This is a genomic window from Rhizorhabdus argentea, from assembly GCF_037861105.1.
Classification (GTDB): Bacteria; Pseudomonadota; Alphaproteobacteria; order Sphingomonadales; family Sphingomonadaceae; genus Rhizorhabdus; species Rhizorhabdus argentea.
The window spans coordinates 150,780-166,569 of the sequence record NZ_JBANFK010000005.1 but is presented as its reverse complement, the minus strand read 5'-3'; the positions used below and the strand labels follow the sequence as shown (position 1 = coordinate 166,569).

Below are 15,790 nucleotides of genomic sequence, written 5' to 3'. Positions count from 1 at the left end.
TGGATCAGGCGGCGATGTCCCGCGGGCCGCCCGCGCGACCGCGTAGGCTATGCTGCACATGTTCGACCGCAAGGTTGAGGCGCGTCGAGTGCTGTGCGACGCCGCCTGCGGTCGCCTTCACAGCGTCGGCTGCTGCAAAGCCTTCGCGCGCCGCATCGTCGGCCAGGGCTGACAGCGTGACCAGATCCGCCGCCACGCGCATGACGGTTGCGAAGCTGGCATCGATCGCCTCGACCGAGCTGCGCTGCTGTTCGGCCGCACGGACTATCTGCCCGGACGCTGCGACCGCCGGCTCCAGGACCGAACATAGCTGCATGGTGATTCTTTCCGATTCCTGGGTCGTCGATCGCACGGCCGCGACTTGAGTGCTGACCGCGGTCAGCATCTCGCCGGTTCGGGCGGCCAGGCTGCGCACCTCGTCGGCCACAACCGCGAAACCCAGTCCGGCCGTCCCGGCGCGAGCTGCTTCGATCGCGGCGTTTAGCGCGAGCAGATTGCTCTGCTTGGTGAGTGCGCTGATCGAGTCGACTATGCCGCCTATGTGATCGACCGCCGCTTTGAGGTCAGACATGCGAAGCACCGCTGTCTTCGCCTCGTCACGCGCCCTGATCACGGCATCGGCCGCGACAGCCATATGCGACGATAGATCGGCGGCCGAGCGCGTGATCGCCGTGGCTTCAGGCGCGATCTTGTCGAGATGGATGCGCGTTAGGTGGCTTGCCTGGGCGACATCCCCGGCCGAGCGACTCGACATCTCTGCGGTTCGGCGAACAATGTCCGCGGTCGAACCCAAGGCGTCTGCCGCCGAAGACAGCGCCGATGCCGTCGTGCCGATTTCGTTTTCAAGGCGATCGGCGACGGCCGTGAGCGCCTTCTCCTCGGCACTGTCGGCAAGCGCCCGATTCTGCTCGGCAAGCCGGTTCAGAATTCTATTCTCCTCCTTCGCGCCGGCGACCGCGATCTCCAGTTCGCGCTGTCGGCTCTGCTCCGCTTCCATATGCTGTGCCGTCGCTTCGGCAGCCAGCCGTGCGCTTTCCAGCGCGGCGCTCTGGGCCTGCGCGCGCGCGATTACCGTTGCCCAGCTCTGCCGCAGCACCATCCACAGTCCGCCGCCTGCGGCCACTACGAGAATCGCCAGCAGAGGCCACGCGATCTGGCGCAGCTGACTGCCGGGCTTGAGAGGATTCCAGACCAGCGTGCCGATCGGCGCGCCCAGGCTGGATAAAAGCGGCGCGCCAGCATGGCCGGGGCCGGCGAGGCGAAGCCCCGAGAAACCATATTCCTTGCTCAGCACGCCGATCATGCGACGATCGAGCTTCTTTATGATTATCAGGAAGTGCAGCGGCGGCGTTTTCACCCCCGGGCTGCTTGGAATAATCGATGCCGCGCCGAGCAGCGCAGGTACCCCGTCAACCTGTGTCAGGATCACCTTGCGGCGATCCTGCCCTGGCATTCGGCGCAGGTCGTCGATGAGGCGATCCATGGCACCATCTACGGTGTGTGCGGCATTGCCCCGCGTACGGTGATTACCGGCCGATGCGTAGATCGTCGCACCGGCGGCGTTGCGCACCAGGACATACTCATAGCCTTGCATCTCGAAAAGATAGGGACCGATGTTGGCGTCGGCCCAGGCGAAGTCATGTCGCTCTACCAGATTGTGGACGATGTCATCCCATACGGCGTAGTCGCCGAGATTGCGCCGCATGAATTCGGCGCGGCTGGCGATCGCCGTGGACGCCAGTCGCTGCTCATTCGTGAAGCTGAGCCTGTCTTGTGCGAACGTCAGCCAATACAAGAGGGAAAAGACGCAGATCAGAAGCGTGATCACGAGGGCGATCAGGGGCGCAGCCAATTTGGTCCAGAAATTTCCTGCTATACTGTCCATCTAAATCCGCCCTGTTCGAGGGGGATCTATCACCCAGAAGTTTCAGAACAGTAACGAGTGGTAGAGTTCCGGGCGATCGTCGGCCCTAAGGCACCAGCACCGTATCCTTCGCCTGATCGAGCAGGTCGGGATAGTCGAGCGTAAAATGCAGTCCGCGGCTTTCCTTGCGGTGGAGCGCGGAGCGTACGATCAGGTCGGCGACATCCACCAGGTTGCGAAGTTCGATCAGGTCCGGCGTGACGCGGAAATTGCCATAATAGTCGGCGACTTCCCGGCGAAGCAGCGCCACCCTGTGCGCCGCCCGCTCCAGCCGCTTGGTGGTGCGGACGATGCCGACATAATCCCACATGAAGCGCCGTATCTCGCGCCAGTTGTGCTGGACGATCACCTCTTCGTCCGAATCGGTGACGCGGCTTTCGTCCCAGGGCCGGATCGGCGGAGGCTCGGGCATCTCGTCGAAATGGCGCTTGATATGCTCGGCCGCGGCGTCGCCGAACACGAAACATTCGAGCAGCGAATTGGATGCCAGGCGGTTTGCGCCGTGCAGGCCGGACTGGGTCACTTCTCCGGCCGCATAGAGGCCGGGCAGATCGGTGCGGCCCTTGAGGTCGATGACCACGCCGCCGCAGGTATAATGCGCCGCGGGCACGATCGGGATGGGTTGGGTGGTGATGTCGATGCCGAGGGACAGCAGCTTGGCGTGGATCGTCGGGAAATGGCCGGTGACGAAATCGGCGGGCTTGTGGCTGATGTCGAGATGGACATAGTCGAGGCCGAGCCGCTTGATCTCATGGTCGATTGCGCGGGCGACGATGTCGCGCGGCGCCAGCTCGGCGCGTTTGTCGAAGCGGGGCATGAAGCGGCGGCCTGTGGTGGGCAGCTTCAATTGCCCGCCCTCGCCGCGCATCGCTTCGGTAATCAGGAAATTCTTGACGTCGAGATTGTACAGGCAGGTCGGGTGGAACTGCATGAACTCCATGTTGGATACGCGGCAGCCCGCGCGCCACGCCATCGCGATGCCGTCGCCGGTGGCACCGCGCGGCGAGGTCGAGAACAGATAGGCCCGGCTTGCGCCGCCGGTGGCCAGGATCGTGGCGCGGCCGGTAAAGGTCTCGATCGTGCCGGTCTGCCGGTCGACCGCGTAGACGCCCCAGACATGGCCGTCCCCGGAATAGCGCTCGCCATGCCGGCTGGTGATCAGGTCGATGGCAGCGCGGTCGGGGAAGAGGGTGATGTTCGGGTGCGCTTCGGCCGCCTTCTCGAGCGCGAGCTGGACAGCCTGGCCGGTCGCGTCGTCGACATGGACGATCCGCCGGTGGCTGTGGCCGCCCTCGCGGGTCAGGTGCCAGCGGTCGTCCTGGTTGCCACCGGGATTGAAGGGCACGCCCAGCTTCGCCAGCTTCTCGATTGCCACCGGCGCATTTTCCACGACGAACTCGACCGCAGTGCGGTTGTTGAGCCCCGCGCCGGCAACCATCGTGTCTTCGATGTGCGATTCGAACGTGTCGCCCGGCTCCAGCACCGCGGCGATGCCGCCCTGCGCCCAGGCGGTCGAACCATCGGAGATGCCCGCCTTCGCGAGCACCCCGACCTTGAAGCGATCGGCAAGGTTGAGCGCTGCGGTCAATCCCGCAGCGCCCGAGCCGATCACTACGATATCGAAATTATAGGCGGTCATTGCCCGCGCCAGAATCCTGAAGGGTGGCGGCGTTGTTCTGGCGAGTGAGATTCAGGAAAACATCCTCCAGATCGGCTTCCTGGGTCGACACGTCGACGATGCCGAGCCCTTCCCGCTGTACCGCCGCCAGCACTTCGCCCGCGTTCACCTTGTCCTTGGAATAGGTTATGACGAGAGTTCGGTTGCCCTGCAACTCGACCTTTTCGAAGCACACCGCGTCGGGCGCACGATCGAGATCGCGATCGACGGTCACGGATACCGCCTTCTCCTGCGCCATGCCGACCAGTTCGCGGGTCGTCTGGTTGGCGATGACGCGGCCATGGTTGATGATCGCGATGCGATCGCACAGCTCCTCGGCTTCCTCGAGATAATGGGTGGTCAGCACGACGGTGACGCCGCCGGCATTGAGCTCGCGCACATATTCCCACAGCTGCTGGCGCAGTTCGACGTCGACGCCCGCGGTGGGTTCGTCGAGGATCAGCACCGGCGGCGAATGCACCATCGCCTTGGCGACGAGCAGCCGGCGCTTCATGCCGCCCGACAGCGAGCGGGCATAGGCATCGGCCTTGTCGTGAAGATGCACGGCGCGCAGCAGCGCGTCCGTCTGCCGCCTCGCCTTGGGCACGCCATAGAAGCCCGCCTGGTTGTCGAGAGTTTCGCGCGGGGTGAAGAAGGGATCGAACACGATCTCCTGCGGCACGATCCCGATCGACGCCTTGGCATTGCGCGGGTCCCTGTCGATGTCGAAGCCCCAGATGTCGACATGGCCGGCGGTCTTGTTGACCAGCCCGGCGAGGATGTTGATCGTCGTCGATTTGCCCGCGCCATTGGGCCCGAGCAGCCCAAAGATCTGCCCGCGCGGAATGTCCAGGTCGACATCGAACAGCGCCTGCTTGCCGCCCTTATAGACCTTGGACAGGCCCCGGATGCTGATCGCCGCGTCGTTCATGGCGCGCGGCATAGCGGCTGCGGAGCGCGCGTGCAAAGGGGAAGGCTTCACATCCTGGGCGGGACCGGCAGGCAGTCGAGCCCCGCCCCTGCAGCGGCGGCACAGAGCGAAATCGCCTCCGTCCGATCGCGGAGCGGCCCGACGCGAATGCGGACCAGCGGACTGCCCTGCACCGCTTCATATCGTGGTTCGAAATCGCCGGTGCGCTTCATCCGCTTGCGGATCCTGTCCCAGGCGTCATGCGCTGCGCGGTCACCCGAATAGGCGCCGAGCTGGATGCGCCAGGGCGGACCCGCCGGGGCGGGCTGGCTGGCAACCGGAACCGCTTCGCGCGCTTGTGGATGGTCCTCCTTGGCCGAGGCGCCGAGCTCCATCCGATATCCGGCATAGGCGCTATAGAAGTCGGTAAAGGGCTTCATCAGCCGTTCCAGCGCGGCGGGTGCGAAGGCGGTAAGGCCATCGGGTGGCAGCGCGGCAGCTTCGGCAGAAACATCCGCAGCTGCCGCGCAAAAGCGTGCCTGCACGGGCGGCTGGGCGAAAAAGTTATAGATCTGGGTGATGTGAGCGTCGGTCGCGCCGACGCTGCCGAAGCGTCCGCCCTCGGCGCGATACGCGTCGGCGAGTGTCTTGCGCTGGCGGCCGAGCAACCGGTTGTAGTTGCCGGCGATGCCCTGCTTGCCCGTCCGGTCGCAGGTGAGCGCCGCGACGTTCAGCGCCGAGCGCAGATGCCACGCTGCCTCGATCGGCGAGAGGTTCGAATTGATCGTGCGATAGCCGCCCTTGCCGTCCTTCGGCGGGAGTTGAAGATTGTCGGTCGCACCCGATGGCGGCTGGGGCCGGGAGGCGGATGAAATTGAGGGTGGGCGTGTTGCAGGCGTAGGCTTGACGGTCTTCTTGCCGCACCCGCTCAGCAGCAATGCGACCGCGCCGGTTGCGGCCCAGCAGCCCCAGCCTATCGATCGCACATCCTGTCCTCCCACGGCCATTATGTGGGGTTGCACGCTGGCTGTCAGGAGTCGTTGCGTTCACTCGAGTCCATTGCAGGCTGGACCGAATTCGTCCGCTGCCAACGTGCGCGCTCCAGCGCGACGCCGGCCAGGTTCTGCGCACGCCGAGTGTGGCGCAGCCGCACGCGATCGAAGCTGCCCATAGCCTTCCGGAAGAGTTGGAGGCATGCGCTTGCCTCCGACGAGGGCGCGGCCTGGTCGCCCCTTGCCTGGCGGATCACCGACAGCGAGTCGCCGATGACGATGATGTCGCGCAGGCCATGTCTGGCCGCGACCTCCAGCGCGTGGAGCAGCGCCAGCCACTCGGCCTGTTCATTGCCGCCCTCGCCCAGGCCGCGCCGGATGTCCGCCACCCCGCGCAGAACGACTGCGCTCTCCATCGGGCCGGGATTGGGGCGGCAGCCGCCGTCGAACCAGAGCTTCACCGGATGGCTGTGCTTTTCGTTCACGCGCGCTTCACTTGCCTGCTACCATCGTTGCCGACATGACAGCACATCGCCCCCTCGCACGCCATGGCCTCGCGCTCGCCGCGCTGCTGGTCGCGTCGGCCGCCGGCGCTCAGGAGACGGTGGTGGCGCTTACCCCGGAAGCCAAGGCGAAGATCCTCGATGCCGCTGCGGCGCGGCCGTCGAGTTCGCTGGGGGCGCCGGCGATCAACGGGCTGGACCGGCAGATCCATGGCGAGGTCGGCATGATGATCGGCACCAATGGCGCGCGCGGCCTGTTCGGGTCGGCCATCGCGCCGATCGGCGATAGCGGCACGGTCGCTGTCGCATTCGAAAATAGCCGCTTCGGCCGGCTGCGCTAGATTGCGCCCGCCCGACGCGCTTGCTAATCGGCGGGCATGAGCACGCAGCCCGACGCCCCCGAGACCATATATGTCGATTCGAGCCGCGTCGTCTGCGACGGCGCCAGCGACATTCCCGGCGGCGGCGCGCTCGGCCATCCGCGCGTGTTCCTCGAGATCGATCCCGACGAGGGCTATGTCGACTGCGGCTATTGCGACCGCCGCTTCGTGCTGAAGGACGGCGCGGGCGGGGGCGGCCACCACTGAGGCGGAGCCCAACCGCCAGAGCCGTCATGCTGAACTTGTTTCAGCATCCACTTCCGCACGAGGGTGCTCCCCCGTCGCCCGGCGGATCCTCAAACAAGTTCAGGATGACGACGGAAGAGTCGGCAGGCCCAGAGCAATAATCGCTATTGGGGTTCCGCGCCGAACCCTTATATCGGGCGCATGACCATTCTCTCCGCAGACCCCCGCCACTTCCTCTATCGCGACACGCTCGATCCCGATGCGGCGCTGCGGCTCACCGCGCAGACCCTCAAGGGCTGCGACGACGGGGAGCTCTATCTCCAATATATGATCTCGGAGAGCTTCGGCTTCGACGACGGCCGGCTCAAGACCGCCGACTACAACACCCAGGCCGGCTTCGGCCTGCGCGGCGTGTCGGGCGAGACCACGGCCTTCGCCCACGCCAACGAGCTGAGCGAAGCCGCGATCGTCCGCGCCGGCGAGACGATGACGCTGCTCGATCCCGCCAAGGGCAGCCGCGCCGCGCCGCCGCGCCGCACCAACAGCCGGCTCTACACCGGTGACGATCCGCTGGGTCTGATCCCCTTCGCCAGGAAGGTCACCCTCTGCCAGGAGGTCGACGCCGCCGCCCGCGCCCGCGATCCGCGCGTCCAGCAGGTGTCGGTCGGCCTGTCCGGCTCGTGGAGCGTGGTCGAGATCGTCCGCCCCGACGGCTTCACCGCCTTCGACGTGCGGCCGCTGGTCCGCCTCAACGTGTCGATCGTGGTCGAGCAGAATGGCCGGCGCGAGACTGGCTTCTTCGGTCTTGGCGGCCGCTATCTCTATGACCGGCTGTTCGAGCCCGTGACCTGGAACCGTGCGATAGACGAGGCGCTCCACCAGGCGATCGTCAACCTCGACGCAGTGGCGGCGCCGGCCGGCGAGATGACGGTGGTGTGCGGCCCCGGCTGGCCTGGCGTGCTGCTCCACGAGGCGATCGGCCATGGCCTCGAAGGCGACTTCAATCGCAAGGGCACCTCGGCCTTCTCCGGACGGATCGGCGAGCGGGTCGCCTCGCCGGGCGTCACCGTCGTCGACGACGGCTCGATCGCCGACCGCCGCGGTTCGCTGACGATCGACGACGAGGGCACGCCGACCCAGTTGAACGTCCTGATCGAGGACGGCATCCTCAAGGGCTATATCCACGATCGGCTGAATGCCCGGCTGATGGGCGTCGACCCGACCGGCAACGGCCGCCGCGAAAGCTATGCCCATGCGCCGATGCCGCGGATGACCAATACTTTCATGTACGGCGGCAACGACGATCCCGGCGAGATCATCGCGCGCGCCGGCAATGGCATCTATGCCAAGAGCTTCGGCGGCGGTCAGGTCGACATCACCTCGGGCAAGTTCGTCTTCTCCTGCACCGAGGCGTACAAGATCGAGAATGGCAAGCTGACCGTCCCGATCAAGGGCGCGACCCTGATCGGTGACGGCCCATCGGTGCTCACCAAGGTCACGGCCATCGGCAACGACATGGCGCTCGACGAAGGCGTCGGCATCTGCGGCAAGGGCGGCCAGTCCGTACCGGCCGGCGTCGGTCAGCCGACCGTGATGATCTCCGCCCTGACCGTCGGCGGCACGGCGGCGTAATATGCGGTCCACTTACGTGGACATGCGGTACCGGCCCGCTCCCCCGCCCAACCTCCCGATATATTACGCTGGATCGGGAGGTTGGGCGGGGGAGCGGGCCGGTACCGCCCTTTCGCCTTTGCTGAAACAGAAGCCATAATCATGGGCATCGCGGTCGCGCTGGGAGGTGGGGCCGCGCTCGGTTGGGCGCACATCGGCGTCCTGCGCGAGTTGAAGGACCAGGGCATAGCGGTGCGCGCCGCGGCGGGTACTTCGATCGGCGCGCTCGCGGCGGTCTGCTTCGCGGCCGGCAAGCTCGACGCGCTCGAAAGGATTGCCCGCTCGACCAACTGGCTGCGCGTCCTGTCCTATCTCGATCTCCACATGCGTCCCGGCGCGATGCTGGGCGGCCGCGGCATCCTGCGCGATCTCGAACTCCACCTCGGCCGGCTGCAGTTCCAGGAATTGTGGATACCGTCCGCGGCGGTTGCGACGGACCTCGTGACGGGAAAGCCGCTGATCATCGATCGCGGGCCGGTCAATCCGGCGATCATGGCCTCGATCGCCATTCCGGGCCTTTTCCGGCCGGTGCAATATGACGGGCATGTGCTGGTCGACGGCGGCGTCGTGATGCCGGTGCCGGTCGCCGCTGCGCGCAAGATCGCTCCGAGCCTGCCGGTGCTTTCGGTCAACCTGCAGGGCGATTATCACGGCCGTCGCGTCACCGCCGCGATACGCGCCCAGCCGAAGCGCAGCCATCCCTCCCTGGCGGTGGTGCGCGCCTCGACGATGCTGCTGATGGCCGAACTGGCGCGCCATTCGCTGGCGCTCGATCCGCCCGATCTGGGGCTGACCCTGCCGGTCGGCCATGTCGAGATCCATGATTTCACCCGAGCCGATGAACTTATCGCGATCGGCCGCCGTTCGGTGGTGGAGCAGATCGAGGAAATCCGAGCGCTGGCGGCGCGCGCTTCCGTGACGAGGGCCCCGCAATGACCGATAGTGCAGAGGGCACCGCCCTGATTCACGATTTCTGGTTCGGCGAGATCGGTCCCGGTCGCTGGTGGGTACGTTCGCCCGATACCGACGCCGCGATCATCGAACGTTTCCGCGGCCTCTGGGAGGAATGGCGCAGCCGCACGCCGGAGAGCTTCCTCGGATCCGCGCGCGAGGCCGTGGCCGGCGTCATCCTGTTCGATCAGTTTCCCCGCAACATGTTCCGCGGCCATGCCGATGCGTTCTCGACCGATCCGCTCGCGCTCGCTATCGCCAGGGGGGCGCTCGACCGCGAGCTGGACAAGGCGATGAGCGCGGATGAGCTCAGCTTCCTCTACATGCCGCTCCAGCACAGCGAGGCGATGGCCGATCAGGAGCGCTCGCTGCTCCTGTTCACCGCGCTCGGCAACGCCAATTCGCTGGATTTCGCCCGCAAGCATCATGACATGATCGCGCGCTATGGCCGCTTCCCGGCGCGCAATGCGGCGTTGGGCCGTGCCGATCGCCCGGGCGAGGATGAAGCGATCGAACTGAGCAAGGGCTGGTAGGCCGGCGGGCCTGTTCATGAGGCATTGCGGCGGGAAAGCGCTGCCCAAAAAAAGGGCATGGCTTAACTTTTAATCAAAGCGCCCCGAGTCGTTTGCACCGCTTTGCCGCACCCGCAGGAATCCAACCTGTGAATCCAAGCGCAGGTCCCCTGGCACGATTGTTGCAAAGCACAATCGGGCTAAATAGGGAGGCAGAATGAAACTCGTCATTGCCATCATCAAGCCGTTCAAGCTGGACGAGGTGCGCGAAGCACTGTCCTCGCTGGGCGTGCAGGGCATGACCGTTACCGAGGTCAAGGGCTTCGGGCGGCAGAAAGGCCAGACGGAAATCTACCGCGGCGCCGAATACAGCACCAATATGGTTCCGAAGATCAAGGTCGAGGTGGCCACCACCGATGACCTGGCGGGCCGGGTCGTCGAGGCGATCCAGCAGTCCGCAAACACCGGCGCCATTGGCGACGGCAAGATCTTCGTCCTCGACGTCGCGCAGGCGGTGCGGATCCGCACCGGCGAAACCGACGACGTGGCGCTTTGATAGAAGGGGGACACATGAAGCTTCACAACAAGCTGGCGGTCGGTCTCGGCACTTTCGCCGTCACCGCGCTCACCGCCATGCCTGCCTGGGCACAGGCAGGCCCGATCAAGGCTCCGACCGTCGAACAGATGGCCGGCATGGTCAACAAGGGTGACACCACCTGGATGCTGATTTCCTCGGCACTCGTGCTGATGATGTCGGTTCCCGCGCTCGCACTGTTCTATGGCGGTCTCGTCCGCACCAAGAACATGCTCTCCGTGCTCATGCAGGTGCTGATGATCGTGTCGATCGCAGCGCTCGTCTGGGTTGGCTGGGGCTATTCGATGGCCTTCACCTCGGGCGGCGAAAACCACTATTTCGGTGGCTTCTCGAAGGCCTTCCTGGCCGGCGTGAACGCGTCGACCTATGCGGCGACCTTCTCGAACAACGTCTACATCCCGGAATATGCGTTCGTCTGTTTCCAGATGACCTTCGCCTGCATCACGCCGGCGCTGATCGTCGGTGCATTCGCCGAGCGCGTGAAGTTCTGGCCGCTGATGCTGTTCATGATCCTGTGGCTCACCATCGTCTATTTCCCGATGGCGCACATGGTCTGGTACTGGGCGGGCCCCGACTTCCTGCCTGATACGCCAACCGATTACGGCATGATCTGGGGCTGGGGCGGTCTGGACTTCGCCGGCGGCACCGTGGTGCACATCAACGCGGGTATCGCTGGCCTTGCCGGCGCCCTCGTCCTGGGCAAGCGCACCGGCTACAAGAAAGAGCCGATGCCGCCGCACTCGCTGACCATGACCATGATCGGCGCTTCGCTGCTGTGGGTGGGCTGGTTCGGCTTCAACGCCGGTTCCAACCTCGAAGCCAACGGCGTGACCGCGGTTGCCTTCATCAACACCTTCGTCGCTACCGCTGCTGCGGCCGTGGCGTGGGCGGTGATCGAGCAGATCATCCACGGCAAGCCTTCGCTGCTGGGTGCTGCATCGGGTGCCGTCGCCGGCCTGGTCGCGATCACTCCGGCATCGGGCTTCGCCGCACCGGTCACCTCGATCGCGCTCGGCGTCGTCGTCTCGGCGGTCTGCTTCTTCTTCGTCACCACGGTGAAGAACAAGCTCGGCTATGACGACTCGCTCGATGTGTTCGGCGTCCATTGCATCGGCGGTATCGTCGGCGCTCTCGGCACGGCGATCGTCGCGGATCCGGCTCTGGGTGGCCAGGGCTGGTTCGACTACACGGTCTTCCCGGCGGTTCCGGGCGCCTACGACATGGCGGGTCAGTTCATCACCCAGCTCAAGGCGGTCGGCGTTACGCTGCTGCTCTCGGGCGGCGTGTCGGCGATCCTCTTCTTCCTCATCGACAAGACCATCGGGCTGCGCCCCTCGGTCGAAGTCGAGCTGGAAGGTCTCGATATCGCCGAGCACGGCGAGCGGGCCTACAACTACTGATCGAACTGGGGCCATCCTCCGGGATGGCCCCTCCAGGCGTTCCTCCTGCGAACGCACTCGGGCCGGTGGGGCAACCCTCCGGCCCTTTTTTTGTTGTGTCGGATCAGTGCATCGGGTTCCGTTGCGCCTCTGAAAGCGTATTGCCCCGATCATGATCACCGTCGCCAGCTACAACATCCGCAAGGGCCTCGGCACCGACCGCAGGCGCAGGCCCGACCGTATCCTTGATGTGCTGCACGAGGTGCATGCCGATATCGTCGCACTGCAGGAGGCCGATCGCCGCTTCGGGGCGAAGCAGAGCGCCTTGCCGACCGAACTGATCAAGCAGGGTGAATATAAGGCCGTGCCGTTCGATATCCGGCCGGGCGGGATCGGCTGGCACGGCAATGCGATCCTGGTGCGCAACGCCGTCGAGATCGGCGATTACCACCCGATCGAACTGCCCATGCTGGAGCCGCGCGGCGCCGTGATGGCGGAGCTGAACATCGGCGGCAACGATCTGCGCGTGGTCGGCATGCATCTCGATCTGTCGGGTCTGTGGCGGCGGCGCCAGGTCCGCGCGATCATCGATCATATCCGCCGCCGCAAGCGCAAGATGCCGACCGTGATGATGGGCGACCTCAACGAATGGTCGCTCCAAGGCGGCTGTATCCGCGAGTTCGCCGCGGACCACCATATCGCGCCGACCGGCCGCAGCTATCACAGCCGCCGCCCGGTCGGTTGCCTGGACCGGATCATCCTGACCCGCGACCTGCACCTGGTGGCGTGCGGCGTGCATGTCAGCGAGCGGGCGCGGCTGGCGTCGGATCACCTGCCGGTATGGGCACGGTTGAAGCATCAGTAAGACGGCGAAGTCTTCTCCCGAAACAGGGCGGCTTATGAGCTTCGCCCACTGGCGCTCCTCAAACCGCGCCGCTACATCGCCGAAACATGGCAAAGCTCAAGATCGCTTCCTGGAACATCAACTCGGTTCGCGCGCGCATCGATATCGTGCGCCAGTTCCTGCTCGAACAGCAGATCGATATCCTGTGCCTGCAGGAGACCAAGGTCCGCGACGACACATTCCCGTTCCAGATGTTTCGCGACCTCGGCTATTCGCATTTCGAGATCAACGGCCAGCCGATGCACCATGGCGTCGCGATCATCTCGAAGCTGCCGCTCCACGAGCATGGCCGTCACGATTGGCAGGACAATGGCGAGGCGCGGCACGTCGGCGTCCGCCTCGATTGCGGCATCCGGCTCGAAAATGTCTATGTGCCGGCGGGCGGTGACGTTCCCGATCGCGAGCTCAATCCGAAGTTCGGGCAGAAGCTCGATTTTCTCAGCCGGATGATCCGCTGGTCGGAGGAACTGGAGGATCCGACGCTGCTGGTCGGCGACTTCAACATCGCTCCGCTGGAATGCGATGTGTGGAGTCATAAGCAGCTGCTAGACGTGGTCAGCCACACCCCGATCGAGGTCGAGACGCTCAACCGCCTCCAGGCCAGCCACGACTGGGTCGATCTCGGCCGCCGCTTCGTGCCGCCGCCGGCGCGGCTCTACACCTGGTGGAGCTATCGCGCGCAGGATTGGGCGGCCTCGGATCGCGGTCGCCGGCTCGATCATATGTGGGCGAGCCCTGAGGTCGCGAAGCTCGCCACCGATCATTATATCTGCGAGCCTTGCCGCTCCTGGATCAAGCCGTCCGATCATATCCCGCTCATCACCGAGCTCGACGTGTGAGCGCGGCCCGGTCCGCGGCGCGTGCGATCGATGCGCTCAGGCGAGGCTGGCCGGTCGCCGTGACGGCCGACGGCCACCGACTGGTGGTGCTCGCGGTCGAGACCGCCAACGATGTGACCCTTGCCGAGTTCGATGCCGATAGCCCCGCCGACGTGCTGTTGTCGGCGACGCGCGCGGCGACGCTGCACCTCGCCAACCAGCGCGAGGCGGCGAGCCCGGCAAGCCCGGCGCTGGTCGAGCGTGTGCCCTGGCTCGACTTGCCGACCGCGACCGCTCTCGCCGATCCCGTCCAGGATCTGGCGACCCCGCTGAAAGGGCCGTTCCGCGCCAAGCCGGTGGCGGTGCCCGCCGCTGCGAGCGCGGCGCTCCGGCTGGCGCGGCTGGCCGGACTGCTCCCTGCGCTGTTCGTCCGTCTCGACGGCCCGGCCGAGGCCGAGATCGAGGCGGGAGCGCTCGACGATTATGAGGATCCGGCCCACCTGATCATCGCCTCGCAGGCGCGATTGCCGGTGACTGTGACCGACAAGGCCGAGATCGTGGCGTTCCGCCATGTCGCCGACGCGGCCGAGCATGTCGCGCTGATCATCGGCACGCCCGATGGAACGCCGCCGCTGGTGCGGCTCCACAGCGAGTGCCTGACCGGCGACGTGCTTGGCTCGCTCAAATGCGACTGCGGACCGCAGCTGGCAGGCGCGCTCCACGCGATGACCCACGCCAGCTGGGGCATCCTGATCTACCTGCGCCAGGAAGGGCGCGGCATCGGGCTGATCAACAAGCTCAGGGCCTATGCGCTGCAGGACCAGGGGTTCGATACGGTCGATGCCAATCTCCGGCTCGGCTTCGGCGTCGACGAGCGCGATTTCCGCGTCGCGGCGCGGATGCTGGCGCTGCTCGGGCAGCTCAAGGTGCGGCTGCTGACGAACAATCCGCTCAAGGTGTCGGGGCTGGAAGAGGCCGGTGTGTCGGTGGTGGAGCGTGTGCCGCACAGGATGGGGGAGAACCCCCACAACACCGCCTATCTCGCCACCAAGCGCGACCGAACCGGCCACGCGCTGTGAGCGTGGTCCGCGTCGATGGCGCGGCGCTGACGCTGACCGGCCCTGATGGCGCAATGACGAGCTGCACGATCGGCCGCAGCGGGGCATGCCCGGCCGCCGACAAGCGCGAGGGCGATGGCAAAACGCCGCTCGGGACATGGCCAATTCGGGCCGTGCTGTTTCGGCCCGGCCGCGCGGCGCCCCCGGTGGGAATGCTGCTGCCGTGGCGCTGGGTGCGCGAAGACGACGGCTGGTCCGATGGAGTCGGCGATCCCGAATATAACCGCCCGGTGCGCCACCCGCATGGCTTCTCGGCCGAGCGGCTGGCGCGCGAGGACGGGCTCTACGATGTCATCGTGGTGCTGGGCCACAACGACGATCCGCCAGTCGCTGGGCGCGGCAGCGCGATCTTCCTGCATTGCGGCGAGGGTCAGCCCACCGAGGGCTGCGTCGCGATCGAGAAAACGGCGCTGCTGGGGCTGATCGCACAGCTCGCCCCCGGGGACGTGATCGAGATCGCCTGACCGGAAGCGATCGGATCAGAAACCGTCAATATTTACCCCTCGCCCCGGCGGATCGCTCAGACATCGTTTTCTTGATCGAGGGCATGCTCTCCCTCCTGCGTCTCCCCAGCGCAGGCTGGGGTCCATGTCTTTCGCCATTTTCGAGGCCATCGAGAAGGAGAGAGACATGGATGCCAGCCTTCAGCCTTTGGCTGAAGTTATCCTGGAGCGCCTGCTTGCAGGCAGTCGAAGGGCTGGCATGACGATAGAGACATCCCCAATAGCAGTGGGCCTCCGCCGGGATGACGGATTAAATACTACTTGGGCGCCTTCACCGCCGTGACTTCCAGTTCCACCAGGAACTGCGGCGCGACCAGATTGGCCACCTGGAAGGTCGAGCGTGACACCGTGTTTGGATTGCTCGCCGAGCCGAAAAACTCCTTGAAGCCGGCGTTGAAGCCCATGAAGTCGATCTTGCCGAGCTTCGGGTCGGCGGCGAGGAAAGCCTGCATCTTGACGACGTCGCCGATCGTGTAGCCCTTGCTCTCGAGCAGTTCCTTGATCTTCTTCAAGATGCTCAGCGTCTGGGTCCTGGTATCGCCGAAATCCTCCATCGTCTCTTTCTTGGCGGGGTCGATGGGATCCGCGAGTTGGCCCGACAGGTAGAATGTTTCATACCCTGCGGGAACGATCACGCCCTTCAGGATGAAGCCCGGCTTGCCATCGGGACCGGGGCTGTTGACCCGGTCGATCGGCGCGGGCTTGGCGAAGGCGGGTGCACCGATAGCGGCTATCAGCGCCGTCGCCGCGAGCATCATGGTCTTCATCGCAGTCTCCCTTGGTCTGT

17 protein-coding genes are annotated in these 15,790 nt (G+C 65.6%); 11 read left to right on the top strand and 6 right to left on the bottom strand.

The genetic code is table 11. The features are described from left to right. Positions 1 to 4: 4 nt before the first annotated feature. From AAC645_RS06780 to AAC645_RS06760, 5 genes are all read right to left on the bottom strand, one after another. Positions 5 to 1,885 (bottom strand): methyl-accepting chemotaxis protein, encoded by a 1,881-nt coding sequence (locus AAC645_RS06780; protein WP_340314779.1) that lies wholly within the window; start codon positions 1,883 to 1,885, stop codon positions 5 to 7. A gap of 85 nt (positions 1,886 to 1,970) precedes the next feature. Beyond that, positions 1,971 to 3,563 carry an L-aspartate oxidase gene (gene nadB / locus AAC645_RS06775; RefSeq protein ID WP_340314778.1) on the bottom strand — a complete coding sequence of 531 codons (1,593 nt, stop codon included), beginning with the start codon at positions 3,561 to 3,563 and terminating at the stop codon, positions 1,971 to 1,973. Then, on the bottom strand, positions 3,550 to 4,512 hold the full coding sequence (locus tag AAC645_RS06770) for an ABC transporter ATP-binding protein (protein ID WP_340314776.1): 963 nt from the start codon (positions 4,510 to 4,512) through the stop codon (positions 3,550 to 3,552). Before AAC645_RS06770 ends, nadB begins: the two co-directional genes overlap by 14 nt. Positions 4,513 to 4,559: 47 nt before the next feature. Further along, complete coding sequence (locus AAC645_RS06765) at positions 4,560 to 5,477, bottom strand: SPOR domain-containing protein (RefSeq protein WP_340314775.1); 918 nt, start codon at positions 5,475 to 5,477, stop codon at positions 4,560 to 4,562. 44 nt (positions 5,478 to 5,521) lie between these two features. Then, the gene (locus AAC645_RS06760) at positions 5,522 to 5,968 is read right to left on the bottom strand and encodes a reverse transcriptase-like protein (RefSeq protein WP_340314774.1); all 447 of its coding nucleotides are present in this window, start codon (positions 5,966 to 5,968) and stop codon (positions 5,522 to 5,524) included. Between the two features lie 35 nt (positions 5,969 to 6,003). On the opposite strand from AAC645_RS06760, the gene AAC645_RS06755 reads away from it, so the two are divergent. From AAC645_RS06755 to AAC645_RS06705, 11 genes are all read left to right on the top strand, one after another. Continuing rightward, on the top strand, positions 6,004 to 6,327 hold the full coding sequence (locus AAC645_RS06755) for a hypothetical protein (protein WP_340314773.1): 324 nt from the start codon (positions 6,004 to 6,006) through the stop codon (positions 6,325 to 6,327). A gap of 36 nt (positions 6,328 to 6,363) precedes the next feature. Beyond that, a complete protein-coding gene (locus AAC645_RS06750) occupies positions 6,364 to 6,573 on the top strand; it encodes a zinc-finger domain-containing protein (RefSeq protein WP_340314771.1) in 210 nt (69 codons plus the stop codon). A gap of 180 nt (positions 6,574 to 6,753) precedes the next feature. Beyond that, positions 6,754 to 8,184, top strand: coding sequence for a metalloprotease TldD (gene tldD / locus AAC645_RS06745; protein ID WP_340314770.1), 1,431 nt, complete (start codon positions 6,754 to 6,756; stop codon positions 8,182 to 8,184). Between the two features lie 141 nt (positions 8,185 to 8,325). Continuing rightward, the gene (locus AAC645_RS06740) at positions 8,326 to 9,159 is read left to right on the top strand and encodes a patatin-like phospholipase family protein (RefSeq protein ID WP_340314769.1); all 834 of its coding nucleotides are present in this window, start codon (positions 8,326 to 8,328) and stop codon (positions 9,157 to 9,159) included. Continuing rightward, positions 9,156 to 9,707 (top strand): DUF924 family protein, encoded by a 552-nt coding sequence (locus tag AAC645_RS06735; RefSeq protein WP_340314768.1) that lies wholly within the window; start codon positions 9,156 to 9,158, stop codon positions 9,705 to 9,707. Before AAC645_RS06740 ends, AAC645_RS06735 begins: the two co-directional genes overlap by 4 nt. A 196-nt stretch (positions 9,708 to 9,903) precedes the next feature. Beyond that, positions 9,904 to 10,242, top strand: a complete 339-nt coding sequence (locus tag AAC645_RS06730; protein WP_340314767.1) for a P-II family nitrogen regulator — start codon at positions 9,904 to 9,906, stop codon at positions 10,240 to 10,242. A gap of 14 nt (positions 10,243 to 10,256) precedes the next feature. Next, on the top strand, positions 10,257 to 11,681 hold the full coding sequence (locus tag AAC645_RS06725) for an ammonium transporter (protein ID WP_340314765.1): 1,425 nt from the start codon (positions 10,257 to 10,259) through the stop codon (positions 11,679 to 11,681). A gap of 151 nt (positions 11,682 to 11,832) precedes the next feature. Continuing rightward, the gene (locus AAC645_RS06720; protein WP_340314764.1) at positions 11,833 to 12,525 is read left to right on the top strand and encodes an endonuclease/exonuclease/phosphatase family protein; all 693 of its coding nucleotides are present in this window, start codon (positions 11,833 to 11,835) and stop codon (positions 12,523 to 12,525) included. Positions 12,526 to 12,611: 86 nt separating this feature from the next. Next, the gene (locus AAC645_RS06715) at positions 12,612 to 13,403 is read left to right on the top strand and encodes an exodeoxyribonuclease III (RefSeq protein ID WP_340314763.1); all 792 of its coding nucleotides are present in this window, start codon (positions 12,612 to 12,614) and stop codon (positions 13,401 to 13,403) included. Beyond that, a complete protein-coding gene (ribA, locus tag AAC645_RS06710; RefSeq protein ID WP_340314762.1) occupies positions 13,400 to 14,461 on the top strand; it encodes a GTP cyclohydrolase II in 1,062 nt (353 codons plus the stop codon). Before AAC645_RS06715 ends, ribA begins: the two co-directional genes overlap by 4 nt. After that, on the top strand, positions 14,458 to 14,964 hold the full coding sequence (locus AAC645_RS06705; protein WP_340314761.1) for a L,D-transpeptidase family protein: 507 nt from the start codon (positions 14,458 to 14,460) through the stop codon (positions 14,962 to 14,964). Before ribA ends, AAC645_RS06705 begins: the two co-directional genes overlap by 4 nt. A gap of 296 nt (positions 14,965 to 15,260) precedes the next feature. On the opposite strand, the gene AAC645_RS06700 is transcribed toward AAC645_RS06705, so the two are convergent. Beyond that, positions 15,261 to 15,770, bottom strand: coding sequence for a RidA family protein (locus tag AAC645_RS06700; protein WP_340314760.1), 510 nt, complete (start codon positions 15,768 to 15,770; stop codon positions 15,261 to 15,263). Positions 15,771 to 15,790: the final 20 nt, after the last annotated feature.